The sequence below is a fragment of the Laspinema olomoucense D3b genome (assembly GCF_025370785.1).
GTDB lineage: Bacteria > Cyanobacteriota > Cyanobacteriia > Cyanobacteriales > Laspinemataceae > Laspinema > Laspinema olomoucense.
Genome location: NZ_JAMXFA010000039.1, coordinates 45,014 through 61,097, shown reverse-complemented (window position 1 = coordinate 61,097; position 16,084 = coordinate 45,014). Strand labels below are relative to the sequence as shown.

Sequence of the window (16,084 nt, the reverse complement as noted above, 5' to 3'; positions counted from 1 at the left end):
CATCATTAAATGGGGCAAACCCTATAATTGCTTTTTTGTCAAGTACAATTTATACCAAATTAGATGAGCTTGCCCTGGTATTACATTAGGTGAACTCTTGACTCCTGCATGGCGACTTCCTCAACTGTCAGATGTTATCCTGTCTTGCTGTGAAACAGGTCTGGGATTTTCTGAAATCATGACGGATGATATATTGACAATTTCAGCCGGATTTTTATGTGCTGGGGGCAGGAGAGTTGTTAATACGCTTTGGGAAGTCGATGACTTAGGCACTGCACTGTTTTCTATCTTCTACCACCAGTACCGACAAGAAGGCTGCAACTGCCCTGAATCTCTGCGCCAATCTCAAATCAAATTGAGAACTTTAACTCGAAACAATCTTGCTGAAATCTATAGCAAAACCTACCAGGCGATGATGGAAGCGGAAAGCAAAATAGATGAATATGAGCCTAATTCTGCTGAATATTTAGAGTGGGAGGGTAAGTATTTAATGTACTTTCAGGTCATGGAGAATATTTCCCCACTCAAAAATGGTGTAGAAGAATATCCCTTCGCTCATCCACTATTTTGGGCAGCGTTTACTTGCCAGGGATTGCGATGAATGCTGAGGTGGTGGGCTATATTGATGCGGGTCTAACTCCTCCAATTCTTGACAAAATCTTCCCAAAAAGAGTCAGGAGTCAAAGGTTTTAAAAACTTTTGACTCCTGATGCTTGCAGATTGTATCCTGATTTTTTCTACCCCATTGATACCGACTTAGAAATCATCGATGAAGGAACTGAGTCGTTGGAGTAAGGGGTCCACGGGTTTGGGGGGGGCGACGGGTTCCGGTTCCGGTTCTGGTTCCGGTTGGGGTTCCGGGATGGGTTCCAGATAGGTTTGTGCAGGTGGTTGATAATTTCCCCGTTGATTGAGGGCGATCGCCAACTGTCCCACCTGCAAGCTCAATTGTTGCAACTGCTGTTCCAGTGCATCCAATCGACTCGCCTCCCTTGCAGCTACCCGTTCCTCTAAGGACCTTAATTGTCCTTGTAACTCAGCAATGCTGTCCGAAGCCTCTGCTGATTTCCGGGTCGGTTTTACCGATTCGGGGACATACAAATAATGCCATAGGGCTTCTTTACACAAGTCGCCGAAACTCTTGTGCGGTTGGTTTTGTAACTCTTTGTGCACAACCGCTAACAAGGTTTGGTCGGCTACCTCATCGGTAAATCCGACCCGTTTCTTCGTCTTGCTTAACCAAAAAACCATTAACTTCCAGCCTTAGAGGAGCGAGTGTACGAAGAGGAGGCAAGTTGAGCCTCTCCATACAAATATTGTCCCACAGCATTCGCCGGACGGGACGGTTGGGCCAGATGAACTTTCAAACCCGCTTGTTCAACTAACGGTTTGAGGGCATCGGAGAAAAATTCCCCGCCACCGCCGGTCAAAATCACGTCAGTGACCCGTTCCGGTAACCACTTAATCAACAAATCCGACAGTTCCCGGGCAAATAATTCTCGCAAGTTGGGCAGAAAATCATCCAAATTCGTCGGTTTGGATGCGCCACGAGGACGGAAGAACCGTTGACCCCTGGGTTTATTCACGGCATCGATTAAGGACAAGGATTGACTATCCACGCTAATCGGTGCTTGGCTATATGCCTTTTCTACTTCAGTGCCGACGCGCTTGTAAAACTCGCTCATGGCAAAGGGTTCGCTCTTGGAGGCCCCGCGTGCGAACCGGAAATTATCGACCATTAAAAAGTCAGCGGTTTGATGTCCGATATCCACGATCGCCACCGAAGTCTTGGCAAATTCCGGGGATACACCTTTTTTATCCACCTTCTCCTGAGCTTCACACCAGATTAAGCTGCCATATCCTTCCGGCATCACCCAAACTTTAGTGATATTCAGGGTCACTTGCTCACCACGATAGCTCATCACATGAGGCGAAGTCAGCAAACTGGTAATTTCCTCTTTTTCCCGCTCAAACTCTTCTTGAGAATGATAGGGCAGACCCAGGACAACCACTAAATCATCTTTGAGTCCAAAGTAAGCGGCACTGGCAAGCACTTTCACCAGGGCATTTTCCACTTTCCGTTCGCCAACCCCGAGACTTGCGCCAAAGTCAGCCGCCAACTGACCGATCGCATAACCTCGTCCTTGATACTCCAACCACATATCCAATAACGGATCCGTAGGCCGAGATTCAAATTCCCCACCGCGCACTTTTTCTACAGGGACTTGGGCCACATTAGACGGAATAAATACCACTTGGTTGGGATCCCGGCTGACACAAGCTTTGGTCGCCGTCCGGCCCAAATCAACGCTCAGAATGGAAGTTCTAAAGGAATTACTAGACGCTTTGCTAGTAACTACCGTATTTGTAGGCTGTTGGATCGTCATTAAATTTTATAACCTCCCCTAAATTTACCAGTATCTTGCCACCAAACCCCTAAGATATCAGGATTTTGCTGTTTTTAAATCTTAAGACTATCCAGCAGTTCCTTCAATCACCGCAATACAGTCAATCTCAACGAGTACATCTTTAGGTAAACGTGACACTTGGACTGTTGCGCGGGCTGGTGCCGTGGCTTCATCGAAATATTTAGCATAAACCGCATTCATGGCAGCAAAATCATTCATATCTGCCAAAAAAACCGTGGTTTTTACCACATCCTGAAAGGTGGCACCGGCAGCGGTGAGGATAGCATTTAGATTGGCCATCACTTGGATAGTCTGTTTGACCACATCACCCTCGCCGACTAGGGTCCCGGTATTGGGGTCTAGGCAGATTTGACCCGCCACAAAGACGAACGGACCCGTTGCAACAATCGCTTGATTGTAAGGCCCAACGGGTGCGGGTGCTTGGTCTGTCTGAATGATTGTTTTAGTCATTGAGATTGGATTTTCAAGAACGGGTTATACCCGGACGGTTGATCTGGCTTGTGAATTGGCATGGAAAACACATTTTTAATCCTGTGTTCCCGGATATTTTACCTAGATTAACGATCGCATTCTCCCTGGGTCTTTCCCTTGTTCTGCCCGTTGACCCAAACGACTTCAGGAATCAACATTAACTCAGAAGGAACGGCGCGATCGCGTCGATTATCCTGACCCCTATTTCCACTGGGCTATTTTTTGCGCCCCCTGGCGATCGCCATCTTATGCCATCGAAGCAGTTCGCCATCACAGAGGGACTTCAAAAAAACAGCCTTTCATAGTTTACCCCAAGGGGTACAGGTGGAATCGCCATCTATTTTAGCAGGAGCATCCGAGGGAAGTGGCGGAGGCGATCGCCGATGGATAGAACCCTGTTAAATCTGACCATAATGAACTGAACAATCGCGGCCCTGGTCCTTCGCTCGATAGAGGGCGCGATCGGCTTCTTGAATCAGGGTCTCCAAAGACGACTCAACTCCAGGCGTCACCGTAGCAATTCCCACACTCAAAGTAATGTATCCACAGGTGGGAGAAGCCCGATGAGGAACCTGTAATCCTTTCACCGCCTTGCGGATGTTTTCCCCCACCGCCAGTGCGCCATTCCCATCGGTATCCGGTAAAATCACCGCAAATTCTTCTCCGCCATACCGCGCCACAAAATCTAAGGGCCTTTGGCTGGCTTTTTGAATGGCAACTGCAACTTGTTTAAGACATTCATCCCCAGCTTGATGACCGTAGGTGTCATTATAGGGTTTGAAAAAGTCAATATCGCACAGAATCAACGAAAGTGGGGTGCGATCGCGCTCCATCTGTCGCCATTCGCGTTCTAAATATTCATTAAAATGACGCCGATTTGATAACAGCGTTAATCCATCCCGAGTTGCCAGTTGTCGTAACTGTTGATTCGCTTCTTTGAGCTGTTCATACAGTTGGGATTGTTGGGTAGCAATTCCCACCTGGGTTGCTAGTTGACTGAGCAACTTAATTTCCGACTGCTGCCATCGTCGGGGTGCGGCACAGTGGTGCGCAATCAGTAATCCCCATAACCCACTACTTTGCACAATGGGTACCATTAACATCGCCTTGACTTCCACCTCAGTTAAAAAATTCACCTGAGACTCGCTCACCCAAGCTTGAGTAATATCCTCTACCTGATAAATTCCTCCCAACTCTTGGGGGGGTAAATCCTTGTGTACTAATAATGGATCGTGAATGGTGAGTCCTAAAATCGAGCAGTATTCTGAATTAACTGATTCCGCTACCATCTCGCCAGTGCAATCCGAGCTTAAGCGACAAATTGCCACGCGATCGCACTGTAAAAATTGCCTCACCTGGACCACCGTTGTTTGTAAAATCTCTTTCAAATCCAAAGACTGTCGGATCCGCTCTTGCATAGCGGATATCAACCGTTCTCGGTCCGCTTGTTCTCTTAAAGAGGCTTCAATATGAACCCGATAAGTAATATCCCGAAGGATCGCCTGCTGAACTTTCAGACCCTCTCCCCATTGGACAACGCTGCAACTAATATCCGCCCAGAGAGTTTCCCCATCTTTTTGGCGCACTTGGGTATTCGGCAGCCATCCGCCTCCGATTTTTGCCGTTAATGCAAACATTGCAATCACTCTTTCCCGTTCTTCCGGGGGCAAGATTTGACTGGCGTGGAGAGTAACTAATTCTTCTTTGGTATAACCTAATAGTTCCTCGGCTTTTTTGTTGGATTCTAAAAAATTACCCTCCAAATCCATCAGTAAAATCGCATCTCCTGCATCGTTCATTAAGGAGCGATATTTGGCTTCGGATTCAGCGAGGGCAGCTTGGGCTTTTTTCTGTTCGGTGATATCTAAGGCGGTTCCAAAGAGCCTAATGGGTTTTCCCGTTTCATTAAATACTGCCTCGGCCCTCGCTTCAATATAACGGAGCGTGCGATCGCCTTGCCAAATTCTTAGTTCAACTTCATTGGCACTTCCTTGTTCCAGGGCTTCTCGAATCAGCTTACTCCAAGTGTTTCTATCTTTTCGGTGTAGCTGCTTCACCAGTTGAAGATAGCTTACCCCTGAATTCAAGGGGAAGTCAAATATTCTTAAAAATTCTTCAGAAACTGTGATTTTTTTAGATTCCACCTCATATTCCCAGCTTCCCACATGAGCGACTCTTTGTGCGCGGGCGAGATTGGCTTCACTCTTCTGGAGGGATTCAATCAGTTGATTCTTTTCTCGGTCCGCATTTTTACGCGCTGTAATATCTCGCACAATTCCCAAAACTTCATCATCGCCACTGGCAATCAGTCTAGCTTCATAAACGGAAAGTTCACCGCTGATTTCTAGTTGATATTCAAACACCTGTATTTCTCCAGTTTCCAATGTTTTTTGAATATATTTCATGGAGCTTTCGGCAATGGCTGGCGGCATGACATCCACCACTTTTAAGCCTTGAAAAATTTGTGGTTTGATTAAATTGCTAAAATTAGCCGGTTTAAAATCTAAGTATGTTCCATCTCCTTTTACTCTAAACATTAAATCGGGGATGGTATTGAGTAAGGCTCGATTGGTGGTTTCACTTTTAATTAAAGATTCTTCCGCCCGCTTGCGTTCAGTGATATCATGGGTGATTCCTAAAATCTGATAAAGTTCCCCCCTCTCATTGAGTAATGGAATGTAAGCGATCGCGGCGCTCCATTGGGCATCATTTACCGCAATGGTGCATTCTCCTTTTTGAGGGGTTTTTGTCTCAATAGCTTGCTGGAGTAGGGGGAGATAATTATCGGTGATTGCTGGAGAAAATAATTCTTCATCCCGGCGATTGAGAATTTGTTCTTTAGTATAACCACTGGCTCGGATGCCTTCATCATTAATAAACTGAATGCGGCGATCGGCATCATAAATTACAAAGGTGTCGGGAAAATTTTCCACTGCTTTTTTAAATTGCAGTTCACTTAATTTTAACTCTATTTCTGCTTTTTTACCTCTGCCTATATGGATATAGGCAATTACCAACCCATAGTTTTCTAACCGAATCGGTACGGCTGTAATATTCAGCCCGTCTACTTCTTCTTCGGCTGAGGTAATTCCAACTTGTAAACTTTGGATAACTTGGTTTTCAGCATTTTCTGTTAAAGCCAGCCGTCGGGAAAGTTCTTTGAGATTCAGCGGCATACCTTCCCTCAAAATAGGCGGGTAATCTCTGTGAGGTTTGGCCTCTTCTGGGGAATTTACAAGCAGGGTATCTAAATCATCTAATGCAGCCAAATTGGATTCTATGATATTACCCTCCGAGTCTGTAACTGAAATCCCCACCGGCGAAATATCGAAAATGATTTGGTATTTTTCTGCAAGTTTTTGAGCCTGGGTTTTCAGGGGAACGGCTTGTAAAATATTTTTAATAATTCCCACAGTAAATTGTGGATTTCCGGCCCCGTCTAGCATCATGGATAGGTTCTGTTTGACCCAGATTTCTTTTCCATTTTTGCAGATTAATCTTTTTTCTATTTCATATCCCTCTCTTTTGCGGGCGATACAGTCTTGGATGAGAGCCTCCTCGACTTGAAAGTCATCGGGATGAGTAATCTGGCAATATTTCAGATGCAATAGTTCTTCTGCCTCATACCCCAGCATGGTTTGTAAAAAAGGGTTGGTTTGCAAGAATTTTCCAGTCAAGTCCCAAAGCGCTAACCCAATCGTGGCTCGTTCAACTATGATTTGAAAGTATCCATTGTGAATGGTTCCACCCGGGCTGACGGAATCATGGGTTTGACTAAATTGGCGATCAAGGTTCATAACCCTCCCCTTTTTTACTCTGAATTTTATTACCCTTTAATAGAGTGAATTTTACTATTAAATTTGGGTTTTACAACGAATCATCAGAAGTGGTTATTTTAGTAAAAATTTAATTATTTAATTAAATAAATCTGTAATTTTTTAAACTGTAAATATTTCAACCTTGTTTCTCCTCCAAAATAAAAGTTTACAAAAACTTTCTTTAATAAAATCAAGAATAAATTTTACTAAATTGGCTAACCAATGTAAGAAAGAAAGATGGGTTTTAAATAAGGGTTTTACCATTTTTATAAGAAACCTATTTAGTAATAATAAACCACCCCTAATGGCTGGGTGGGGGGAAGGGTTGAGCGTGAGCTTGATCCAGACTATTTCCTCTAGGACTCTAGCCCGGGGTTCTACTGACAAGGGAGGAGAAAACCGGAATAGACGGAAGCCAACCTGTTCCCCTAATGAAACCGGCTGTCCTTAACGAGGATGCCATTCCCGCTGAGGGGGATTAGAAACTCTATTCTAAGTCAAGGTTCAGGGCGCATTGGCACTTGGGAGTGGCAAAGGGCGGTACGAATTGAGGAAAGGTGATTGCCGGAGGATTGATGATGACATTAATAAAAATCTAAATCACTTTGAGTGATATGGCTTTGGGAGTGGGGAAATATTTCGTCTTTAAAGAAAAATAGCAACAGAGCGATCGCACCGTTAAGATTTTTAAGAGACCCAAACCGAGGGGTTGGGGAAGTTCGGATCAATCGAGTACCGTTTTAAGCGCAATCCAGTCAGATCGACTATTTCCAGGGCCTGTAAGGCGATCGCATCGGTTTGGTAGGACCTGGTGGGGTGGGAAACGAACTGTGATACTCCATCCAATTCTCCAAAGTCTATAAAAACCCGCACCCTCAAGGGTACGGGTTTGGGCTATTTTATGTTTTGCGGTTCCCCGACAGATGCCGTGGCGATCGCCTTAAATCCGGGGTCTGATCCCATAGTTTCGATAGCGCCCATAATCCTTAAGGATGCGATCGTGGTCAAAACAAAGATTTGTGGGAATGCGCCAAAACTCAAAACACTCTAAATTTTTGGCATCATCTGCCGCTTGGGGTTCCCCCGTCGCCATTGCTAAAAAAACGACACTTAAAGTATGCTGACGCGGATCCCGATTGGGGTCAGAATAAACATGAAATTGTTCGATGAGTTCGACATCTAAACCGATTTCTTCTTTCGCCTCACGGATCGCCGCAGTTTCTACAGATTCCCCATAATCGACAAAACCACCGGGAAGTGCCCAACCCAAAGGCTCATTGCGACGCTCGATCAGGATAATGGGACGACCCGGGCGATCGCCTAGCTCAATAATGATGTCAACAGTCGGAGTGGGATTGCGATAAGTCATAGCTAGATTTTAAAGTTGATAGGTTTAGAATGGCTGTTAGCGGGGATACGGGCTGATTTGTAATCGAGTTTCAACCGGGCGATCGCCGCGATCTCGTGACCCGTCCCGTGATAAAGTTGAGAGTCGGTAGCCCAGTGAACTATTGGGCAACCACGCTTAAGTTATTTTCCAGTGGTACATACACCATGCCCTTCCCCAGATCTAGCGGTATTCTACTCCACCCCACTTCATTTCCCAGTCGGTTTGGTATCGGTGACCTTGGCGAAGCTGCTTATCGCTTCGTTGACTTTTTAGCAGAGAGTTACCAACTTTACTGGCAGATTTTGCCGCTAGGACCTACGGGGTTTGGCAATTCTCCCTATTTGTCCTATTCCGCGATGGCAGGAAACCCGATGTTGATTAGTCCCGATCGCCTGCGGGATGACCAACTGCTGGCAGACTGGGACTTTAATCACCTGCCCGAGTTTCCCGCAGATTGGGTCGATTTTGACCAAGCGATCGCCATCAAAATGCCCCTATTACAACAAGCCTGCCAAACCTTCAAAGCCCAGGCTTCTCCCCAGCAACAACAGGAATTTCAAGAATTTTGTCATGACAAAGCCTATTGGCTTGATGATTATGCCTTATTCATGGCGATTAAAGGCGCAATGGATGGCAAAAGCTGGTATCAGTGGGAACCTGACATTGCCAAGCGGGAACCCGAAGCCTTAGACAAATGGGGGCGACAGTTAACCGGAGAAATCTTTTTCCAAAAATTCCTGCAATATCAATTTTTCCGGCAGTGGTCCGACCTCAAACGCTACGCCAACGAACGAGGCATCCAAATTATCGGAGATATTCCCATCTATGTCGCTCACGATAGCGCCGATGTTTGGGCTAATCCAGACATTTTTTGTCTGGACGTCAAAACAGGAGAACCGGCAGGAATGGCCGGAGTCCCGCCCGATTATTTCAGTGCAACGGGGCAATTGTGGGGTAACCCGGTCTACCTGTGGAAGCGCCTGGAAAAACAAAATTTTGATTGGTGGGTCAAGCGCTTCCAATCCATGCTGAGTTATGTGGATATCATTCGCATCGACCATTTCCGGGGCCTAGAGTCCTTCTGGTGCGTGCGCCAAGGGGAAACCACCGCCATGAACGGAAAGTGGATTGCGGCACCCGGTTCGGCCTTACTGAAGACCGTGGAAGAACGCTTAGGTAGCCTGCCGATTATTGCGGAAGATTTAGGCGTGATTACTCCAGAAGTGGAAGCGCTACGAGACGAGTTCGAGTTTCCAGGGATGAAAATTTTACACTTTGCCTTTGGATCGGGACCGGGGAATCCCTATTTACCGATTAACTATTACTCGCGCAACTGTGTGGTTTATACCGGGACTCACGATAATGATACGACGGTGGGATGGTTTGAAAAACTATCGGACCATGAACGGTGGGGTGTTTTATCCTATTTAGGACCCGTTTCCGAGGAAGGCATTCACTGGCAACTGATTCGACAAGCATTGTCTTCCGTGGCGAATCAAGCCCTGATTCCCTTGCAGGATTTGTTGGGACTAGGCAGCGATGCGCGGATGAATACCCCTGGATTGGCGGAAGGGAATTGGGGGTGGCGTTATCGCGGGGAAGTGCTGACTTGGGACCTGCGCGATCGCCTGAAAATGCTCACGGAAACCTATGGTCGCAGACGATACTAGGGCCTTGAAATAGTAAGGCTTGGGAACCAATCCCGTCCCGACCCTCTAGGACTGGCTACAGTTTTAACTCCAAAAAACAAGAAACCGGGTTCCTCGCCGAGATTTGTTACTTTTTTGCAACAAATTTTCTGAAGAAACCCGGTTTCTAATCCTTACTGTACCGACTCTTTAGGGTTCTGCCTGCACAATCACCTCTTCGGCAACCCCAGGTTTACCCATGAGTTTGGCTTGCTTGTTATTGACAGCCATGAGTACCCCACCGGCATTGCCCGCTAGGATAACCAGTTGTTTTTTTGCTTCCCAACTGCGTTCCGTTCCTTGTTGTAACGTGCCTTCAAAGGCAGTTTTACCGTCAGCGATAATTTGAACCCAGGAACTGTCCTGAACAATCAATCCAACCCTGACCGGGGCGTCGGAATTGGACTGACTGGTCCCACGGGTTTGAGAGGCGGGAGTTGGGTTAGTGGGTTTTTTAGCCGTGGCGGATTCAGAACTCCCTACAGCGTCAGTCGTTTCCTGTGCCTGTCCGGTGGATTTTGGCATCGCCGTAGTTTCGACAAATCCAGATAACCCGGTGACTGCTCCAATAATCATCAGGATATAAATCAGGTACAGATGAATCGGTCGCACTCTAGGTATGGGTAAATACCACTGGGCTATTTTCTGCTTTCGCCAGGTCGAAATGATGGGAAAGGTTTTAGCAAACTCAACGCCATTTAAACCCAGGGCTTCAGCAAACCGCAAGAGAAAACCCTGAACATAAATAGGTTCGGGGAGCTTATAAAGTTGCCCTTCTTCAATCGATCGCAGCAGACTAACTCGAATCATCGTTTTCGCGGCGACTTGTTCAAGGGTCATCGACTGAGACTCCCGCACTTGCCGTAAGTAAGCACCCATCTCGGCCAGCTTGACCGATGGATCCTGCCGTGGTTTCAGGATGGCTTTAGGTTTAGGCTTCTTCATAGGGCCGGTTCCTGAGTATCTGCTGGCAAATTTACGGAGTTTAGGGAGACTTGACTTTGTAAGAAACATATCTCAGAGGGGTTCAAGGGGCGGTAGTAGCCGTGGGGCAAGGGAGCTTCCCCGGGTGGGTTAAGATGAATCGAGCCGATGGCGGTGCGGTGTAAGTGGATGACCGGGTATCCTAACAACTCAGCAACCCGGCGAATTTGGCGATTTCTGCCTTCACAGAGAATCACTTCGAGCTGAGTTTGGGCGGGATCTCGGCGATCGAGGATGCGCACCGAAGCGGGTCGGGTTTTTTTGCCGTCTAGGACGACACCACGACGCCATGCTTCCAAGGTGGATTCCCGAGGTTCTCCGGCAACGGTTACATGGTAGGTTTTGGGAATGCTATGCCGGGGATGGGTGAGTTGGAAGGTCAGTTCGCCGTCATTGGTCAGCAGTAATGCTCCTGTGGAGTCAAAATCTAACCGTCCAACGGGATGAAGACCTTTCTCTTGTCGTAAATCAGCAGGGAGGAGATCGAGCACGGTGGTGCGACCTTGGGGATCGGCGCAGGTGGAAACAACGCCGGTGGGTTTGTTTAACAACAAGTAAAGGGGACTGGGACGATCGCCGGGGTTGATGGGGATGCCATCGACTTGGATGCGATCGCGTTGAGGGTCGGCTTTCTGCCCCATTTGGGCAATTTCGCCATTCACTTGGACCCGTCCCTGTTCAATCATTTTTTCAGCTTGACGGCGTGAGGCAATGCCCCACTCAGATAGGATTTTTTGCAGTCTAGCATCCATGTTTTGGACGGCTGCGCGTTCTCGCTTTTTTTCTAACAGTTTTTAGAGGTTGAGTCCACCGGGCAAACTGCCAGACTGAACTATGTACAAATATTACAGGATCGGGGAGAATACAAGCGGTCACAACGGAAAACTAGGGGTTAGAACCACTCAAATGCCCCATCCGTCCGGTTGTGGGTGCTGCTGGATGCCCCAAGATTTTACGGATGCTCGCTGACCTCCCTGATTGTAAGGCGTTGCGCCTGGGGAATTACATTGAGAATATTTATGCGCGAAAAAGAAATTATAAAATTAGCTTCTGTGTCCAGCGATCGCCTGGAATTATCCCCAACCCAAGAGGGTTTACCCGTGACTTTTCCCATCCCTCCCTCTCAGTCGCGCATCGGTTGGGTCCTCTCCAGGGCGGTGCAATTGTGGTTGCGATCGCAGGTGGAATCCGTCGGCGAATTAGAGGTGCAGATTAACGGAGGCGATCGCCAAATCCTCCAAGGGGTGATTCCCCAGGTTTCTCTATCCGGGTCCGGTGTCATCTATCAAGGTCTGCATCTGAGTACCCTAGAGGTCCAGGGGACTGGCATTCAGGTCAATCTGATGGACATCATGCGCGGGAAATCCTTGCGCCTTCAGGACCCGGTTCCCGTGGTGGCCCGGTTACATCTGACAGAAGCAGATCTCAATGCCTCCATGCGATCGCCCTTGATTGCCGATGCCTTCACTCCCTTATTCTTCCCCCTCTTCGCCGCTGCCCTCTTTTGGAACTCAGAACCGACCCTCACCTGGCAGGGCGCTGCAATCCTTTCCTCGGACGAAACCCTCATCTTCCAAGGAAGTTTCCACCCCCCTTCCCAAGCAGCGCAACCCTTTCTCCTGGAAACCCGGTTGCAACTAGCTAACCCCTCAAAATTGCACTTTCTCAATCCCACGATTCAAATTCTTTCAGACTCAGCGGTAATCCCATTAGAAACCGTTATCTTACCCCTAGGGTCCGATGTGGCTATTTCCGAGCTCTCGTTCACCGAAAGCGGGCTAATCTGTCAGGGGGAACTAACGGTTCTGCCTTAACGGGTTCGGCATCAGGAGGACCCGCTTACTGCCGAAGAAAACTCGATCCATTGCAAGAGCAATGGCAACAACAGGGTAATAAAGTAATAAACAAAAGGAGCGGTAAAAATATAACTATCCACCCGGTCTAGGATTCCCCCGTGACCCGGAATCAGCTTACCGGAATCTTTCACTCCTGCATCGCGCTTCATCAGGGATTCGATTAAATCTCCCATCAAGCTGGCAATCCCGAGTAGTAACCCAAATGCCACCCCAGTCCCTCCCCAGAAGGGCCAATTGAGATACTTCGCCCCGAGAGTTGCCAAAATCACACTGCCGAGGATTCCAAATACTGCCCCTTCCACGGTCTTTTTGGGACTGATATCGGAAAAATGAGTCCGTCCCAACCACTTGCCACCGACATAAGCGGCAGAATCGGCCATAGAAATACAAATAAACGACAGCAAAGTGACACTCAACCCGGTGGGGAGGTCTGAAAAATCAGGCCAGGTTTGGGGCCAATAGCCACCCAAGGGGAGATTACTGGCCGCCTCAGACCCTAGAGTGCGTAAGCGCAACCAAAAACTAGGTAAATAACCGATATAAAATAGGCCGAGAATGGAGGCGGCTAAATCGGCGATCGTTGCCATTTTCGGCTTAAACAGCAGATAGAAACAAATACAGGTTCCGGCGATCGGCAAGAGGGCATCGGTCAACTGGGAATTTTGGGTGGAAAGCACGACCAAGGCCAGACTTAGAAATAAACTCGTTTTTGCGGCGGGGTAAATCCCTTTAGCCCGGACAAGTTCCAAGTATTCCCAATGAGCAAGATAGACCAGAATGGAGAAACCGACCGTAAAGTACCAACCTCCTAGGAAGGTCGTACCTAGCACTAGGATTAGAGCAACAATGGTACTGAGAATTCGAGACAAAGGCATAGAACAATTTTATAGTTAATCTAGTATTAGCCAAATAGATTTCTTGCATCATTGAAAAACGCCTCGGTCTTGTCAGCGTTTCCTGATATTACGGAACCCACCCACAAAACTGTACCGCTGGTTCCCGGGGGGATGGGGTCATCTGTTTGTCATTCTGCAAGAGGTCTAATTCAAGAGAATCTGGTAAACTGGGCTGAATCTTAATCGAGCTTTTCACCACTCAGAATAAAGATGGGGTCAACCGCCACAAAACTTTGATGAGTTCCCCTTCCTTCTAAGCGGTTGAAGGAGGACTGGACCACCTCCACATTGCGCACTTGTAACTCAGCAAAGCTTTCAGAAATGGCATAGAGATTTTCCAGACTCGCGGCAGTGGCAACAACTCGCCCTTCGGGGAGTAAGTAGGACCAGACTTTTTCTAAGATGGTTTTAATGGGACGTCCTCCTTCAATACAGACGCGATTCGGGGCATGGGGTAACTGGGCCAGACATTCCGGCGCACTGCCTTCGATGACTTCTACATTTTGAACCCCGAAGCGATCGCAGTTGGCCCGAATTAATGCCGCCACTTCCTCATCTCGTTCTACGGCTAAAATCCGCCCGTTCGGACAGAGTAATCCTGCTTCTACTGGGATGGTTCCTGTTCCTGCCCCGATATCCCATAAGACTGATTCGGATTGCAGACGCAGGTGGGAGAGTAAGAGCAATCTGGTTTCCCGTTTGCTCATCGGAATTCCCGGCAACCTCTCGAATAAATCATCCGCAATACCCGGGGTAATATAAGGCCAAATTCCAGAATTCATAATAATATTTATTTCAAAATCTTATGGATAATTTTAATGGAAATTTGCAGTTTGTTTAATCTAATTTTTAAATTAATCTCAAGCCCTAAATCATTGATTTAAAAAATAACCAATTGTAGGTTGGGCAATGCCCACCGTAAGTCATGTGGGCATTGCCCAACCTACTCGTCTTAACAATCAGGAATTGTTAACCCCAATAATTTTAATTAAAATAATCCTGAAAGCAGGCTAAATTTATAAATTATCGGATTAAATGAGAAATTAAATCGGAATAGGTTTAACCGATTTTTGGATTATTTCTATCCAGGTTATCCAGTTTTAACCACTTTAAGGGTGGTTAGAGTGCGATCGCTACATCCAGTGAGGATACCTCCCTGGGCGAGCACTTGTTGCAAATAGGCGACTGCCTCTAAGGTAATCACCTCGGAGGGCATCAAAATTGGGATTCCCGGGGGATATGGACATACTAACTCAGCACTGACCCTCGCGATCGCCTCGGTAATGGGGATTGCTTCCACAAGCGCGAAAAACGCATCCCTCGGACATAGGGAAAGGGCAGGAGAGGGCGGGAGAGGGTGAAGGGAAACCGATCGCCGGTTGTGGCAATAATCCTGGGAGAGGGTCGAGAAACCTTGGACGAGTTGGTCAATATCTGCCGAGGTGTTCCCCAAGCTGATAATAAAGGTTAAATGGTCTGGGGACGGTAACTCACAGGTGACCCCAAACCGTTCCTGAAGCATTTCATCGACTTCATACCCACTCAGTCCCCACTCCCAAACCCCCACCGTCAGACGGGTGCGATCGCCTGCTACAAATCCCGGAATTCTCGGTTCAGGCGGCGTTAACACCGCTAACCCGGGGATTTGGGCAATTTCCTCCCGGGCGCGACTGCCTAGGGCCAGGGTTTGGGTCATCAATTCTGGACCTTGTAGCGCCATTTGTTGCCTTGCTGCATCTAAGGACGCCAGGAGTAAATAACTGGGACTGGTGGATTGCATCAACTGCAAACTTTGACTTAATCGATTGACATCAATGCGATCGCCTTGGATATGCAGCATCGATGCCTGAGTCATCGCCCCGAGCACTTTGTGAATTGATTGCACGGATAAGTCTGCCCCGGCAACTAGGGCCGGGGCAGGTAAATCCGGATGAAAGGCAAAATGAGGCCCATGCGCTTCATCTACCAACAGGGGAATGCCAAATTGGTGAGTCACCTTGGCGATCGCCTGAATATCGCCGCATACCCCCTGATAGGTGGGATAAACCATCATCACCGCTTTCGCATCAGGATGGGTTGCTAATGCCTCGGCGACAGATGCGGGAGTGATACTCAGGGCTAAACCCCAGATTGGGTCAAATTCAGGGGCGATAAAAACCGGCAATGCCCCGGATAAAATCAAGCCAGAAATTACAGATTGATGGACATTTCTAGGCAGAATAATTTTTTCACCTGGGCGCACTGTTGCCAGAATTGCGGCAATAATTCCAGCGGTGGAACCATTAACTAAAAACCAGGTTTGAGAGGCTCCAAAAGCATCGGCTGCAAGTTCCTGGGCGGAGGCGATCGCCCCGGTTGGTGCAAATAAATTATCCAGGTCGGGCAGTTCAGGTAAATCGGCTAAAAAGACCGAAGTTCCTAACAGATTGCTCAGAGATTGAGGAATTCCTCGCCCCCGTTTGTGTCCGGGTGCATAGAAGGGCGTGTCCGGTGTGCGGGCACAGCGGGCGAGGGTTTCTAATAAGGGGGCTTGACGGTGATCCTGGAACATG

At 47.7% G+C, this 16,084-nt stretch carries 15 protein-coding genes; 4 read left to right on the top strand and 11 right to left on the bottom strand.

What is annotated here, in order from left to right; translation table 11 throughout:
* The first annotated feature begins 97 nt into the window (after positions 1-97).
* On the top strand, positions 98-601 hold the full coding sequence (locus NG792_RS23100; RefSeq protein WP_261236945.1) for a CHAT domain-containing protein: 504 nt from the start codon (positions 98-100) through the stop codon (positions 599-601).
* A gap of 155 nt (positions 602-756) precedes the next feature.
* Here the strand turns inward: NG792_RS23100 and fcmC are convergent, their stop codons facing one another.
* The 3 genes from fcmC to NG792_RS23085 all read right to left on the bottom strand — a co-directional run bounded on the left by fcmC (position 757) and on the right by NG792_RS23085 (position 2,879).
* Positions 757-1,251, bottom strand: a complete 495-nt coding sequence (gene fcmC, locus NG792_RS23095) for a filament morphology membrane protein FcmC (RefSeq protein WP_261236944.1) — start codon at positions 1,249-1,251, stop codon at positions 757-759.
* The gene (gene fcmB / locus NG792_RS23090) at positions 1,251-2,387 is read right to left on the bottom strand and encodes a filament morphology actin-like protein FcmB (protein WP_261199182.1); all 1,137 of its coding nucleotides are present in this window, start codon (positions 2,385-2,387) and stop codon (positions 1,251-1,253) included. Before fcmB ends, fcmC begins: the two co-directional genes overlap by 1 nt.
* A gap of 87 nt (positions 2,388-2,474) precedes the next feature.
* Positions 2,475-2,879 (bottom strand): RidA family protein, encoded by a 405-nt coding sequence (locus tag NG792_RS23085; protein ID WP_261199181.1) that lies wholly within the window; start codon positions 2,877-2,879, stop codon positions 2,475-2,477.
* A gap of 243 nt (positions 2,880-3,122) precedes the next feature.
* Between NG792_RS23085 and NG792_RS23080 the strand changes: the two genes are divergently transcribed.
* The gene (locus tag NG792_RS23080; RefSeq protein ID WP_261236943.1) at positions 3,123-3,302 is read left to right on the top strand and encodes a hypothetical protein; all 180 of its coding nucleotides are present in this window, start codon (positions 3,123-3,125) and stop codon (positions 3,300-3,302) included.
* Here the strand turns inward: NG792_RS23080 and NG792_RS23075 are convergent.
* The 3 genes from NG792_RS23075 to NG792_RS23065 form a co-directional block, all read right to left on the bottom strand.
* On the bottom strand, positions 3,299-6,697 hold the full coding sequence (locus tag NG792_RS23075; protein ID WP_261236942.1) for a sensor domain-containing diguanylate cyclase: 3,399 nt from the start codon (positions 6,695-6,697) through the stop codon (positions 3,299-3,301). The two genes, NG792_RS23080 and NG792_RS23075, sit on opposite strands and share 4 nt — an antisense overlap.
* A 708-nt stretch (positions 6,698-7,405) precedes the next feature.
* The gene (locus tag NG792_RS23070) at positions 7,406-7,564 is read right to left on the bottom strand and encodes a hypothetical protein (protein WP_261236941.1); all 159 of its coding nucleotides are present in this window, start codon (positions 7,562-7,564) and stop codon (positions 7,406-7,408) included.
* A gap of 94 nt (positions 7,565-7,658) precedes the next feature.
* Positions 7,659-8,087: an NUDIX hydrolase gene (locus NG792_RS23065; RefSeq protein WP_261199178.1), complete on the bottom strand. Its 429-nt coding sequence runs from the start codon at positions 8,085-8,087 to the stop codon at positions 7,659-7,661.
* 185 nt (positions 8,088-8,272) lie between these two features.
* Between NG792_RS23065 and malQ the strand changes: the two genes are divergently transcribed.
* Positions 8,273-9,778 (top strand): 4-alpha-glucanotransferase, encoded by a 1,506-nt coding sequence (gene malQ, locus NG792_RS23060; protein WP_261236946.1) that lies wholly within the window; start codon positions 8,273-8,275, stop codon positions 9,776-9,778.
* A gap of 168 nt (positions 9,779-9,946) precedes the next feature.
* Here the strand turns inward: malQ and NG792_RS23055 are convergent, their stop codons facing one another.
* Together NG792_RS23055 and NG792_RS23050 are read right to left on the bottom strand one after the other, a co-directional pair.
* Positions 9,947-10,741 carry a helix-turn-helix domain-containing protein gene (locus NG792_RS23055; protein ID WP_261199176.1) on the bottom strand — a complete coding sequence of 265 codons (795 nt, stop codon included), beginning with the start codon at positions 10,739-10,741 and terminating at the stop codon, positions 9,947-9,949.
* The gene (locus NG792_RS23050; protein WP_261199175.1) at positions 10,738-11,532 is read right to left on the bottom strand and encodes a pseudouridine synthase; all 795 of its coding nucleotides are present in this window, start codon (positions 11,530-11,532) and stop codon (positions 10,738-10,740) included. Before NG792_RS23050 ends, NG792_RS23055 begins: the two co-directional genes overlap by 4 nt.
* A gap of 267 nt (positions 11,533-11,799) precedes the next feature.
* Here NG792_RS23050 and NG792_RS23045 point away from each other — a divergent pair, with 267 nt between their 5' ends.
* Entirely contained in the window at positions 11,800-12,594 is a 795-nt protein-coding gene (locus NG792_RS23045) for an LmeA family phospholipid-binding protein (protein WP_261236940.1), read from the top strand.
* Positions 12,595-12,605: 11 nt separating this feature from the next.
* Here the strand turns inward: NG792_RS23045 and NG792_RS23040 are convergent, their stop codons facing one another.
* The 3 genes from NG792_RS23040 to NG792_RS23030 form a co-directional block, all read right to left on the bottom strand.
* Entirely contained in the window at positions 12,606-13,511 is a 906-nt protein-coding gene (locus NG792_RS23040; RefSeq protein WP_261199173.1) for a phosphatidate cytidylyltransferase, read from the bottom strand.
* Between the two features lie 200 nt (positions 13,512-13,711).
* The gene (gene cbiT, locus NG792_RS23035) at positions 13,712-14,314 is read right to left on the bottom strand and encodes a precorrin-6Y C5,15-methyltransferase subunit CbiT (protein ID WP_261199171.1); all 603 of its coding nucleotides are present in this window, start codon (positions 14,312-14,314) and stop codon (positions 13,712-13,714) included.
* Positions 14,315-14,622: 308 nt separating this feature from the next.
* Positions 14,623-16,083: an aminotransferase class I/II-fold pyridoxal phosphate-dependent enzyme gene (locus NG792_RS23030; protein WP_261236939.1), complete on the bottom strand. Its 1,461-nt coding sequence runs from the start codon at positions 16,081-16,083 to the stop codon at positions 14,623-14,625.
* Position 16,084 lies beyond the last annotated feature (1 nt).

Coding starts and splice junctions, on each gene's coding strand:
- NG792_RS23045 (WP_261236940.1), top strand. CDS start 11,800: ATGCGCGAAAAAGAAATTATAAAATTAGCTTCTGTGTCCAGCGATCGC.
- NG792_RS23050 (WP_261199175.1), bottom strand. CDS start 11,532: ATGGATGCTAGACTGCAAAAAATCCTATCTGAGTGGGGCATTGCCTCA.
- NG792_RS23030 (WP_261236939.1), bottom strand. CDS start 16,083: ATGTTCCAGGATCACCGTCAAGCCCCCTTATTAGAAACCCTCGCCCGC.
- fcmB (WP_261199182.1), bottom strand. CDS start 2,387: ATGACGATCCAACAGCCTACAAATACGGTAGTTACTAGCAAAGCGTCT.
- malQ (WP_261236946.1), top strand. CDS start 8,273: ATGCCCTTCCCCAGATCTAGCGGTATTCTACTCCACCCCACTTCATTT.
- NG792_RS23085 (WP_261199181.1), bottom strand. CDS start 2,879: ATGACTAAAACAATCATTCAGACAGACCAAGCACCCGCACCCGTTGGG.
- fcmC (WP_261236944.1), bottom strand. CDS start 1,251: ATGGTTTTTTGGTTAAGCAAGACGAAGAAACGGGTCGGATTTACCGAT.
- NG792_RS23075 (WP_261236942.1), bottom strand. CDS start 6,697: ATGAACCTTGATCGCCAATTTAGTCAAACCCATGATTCCGTCAGCCCG.
- cbiT (WP_261199171.1), bottom strand. CDS start 14,314: ATGAATTCTGGAATTTGGCCTTATATTACCCCGGGTATTGCGGATGAT.
- NG792_RS23055 (WP_261199176.1), bottom strand. CDS start 10,741: ATGAAGAAGCCTAAACCTAAAGCCATCCTGAAACCACGGCAGGATCCA.
- NG792_RS23065 (WP_261199178.1), bottom strand. CDS start 8,087: ATGACTTATCGCAATCCCACTCCGACTGTTGACATCATTATTGAGCTA.
- NG792_RS23040 (WP_261199173.1), bottom strand. CDS start 13,511: ATGCCTTTGTCTCGAATTCTCAGTACCATTGTTGCTCTAATCCTAGTG.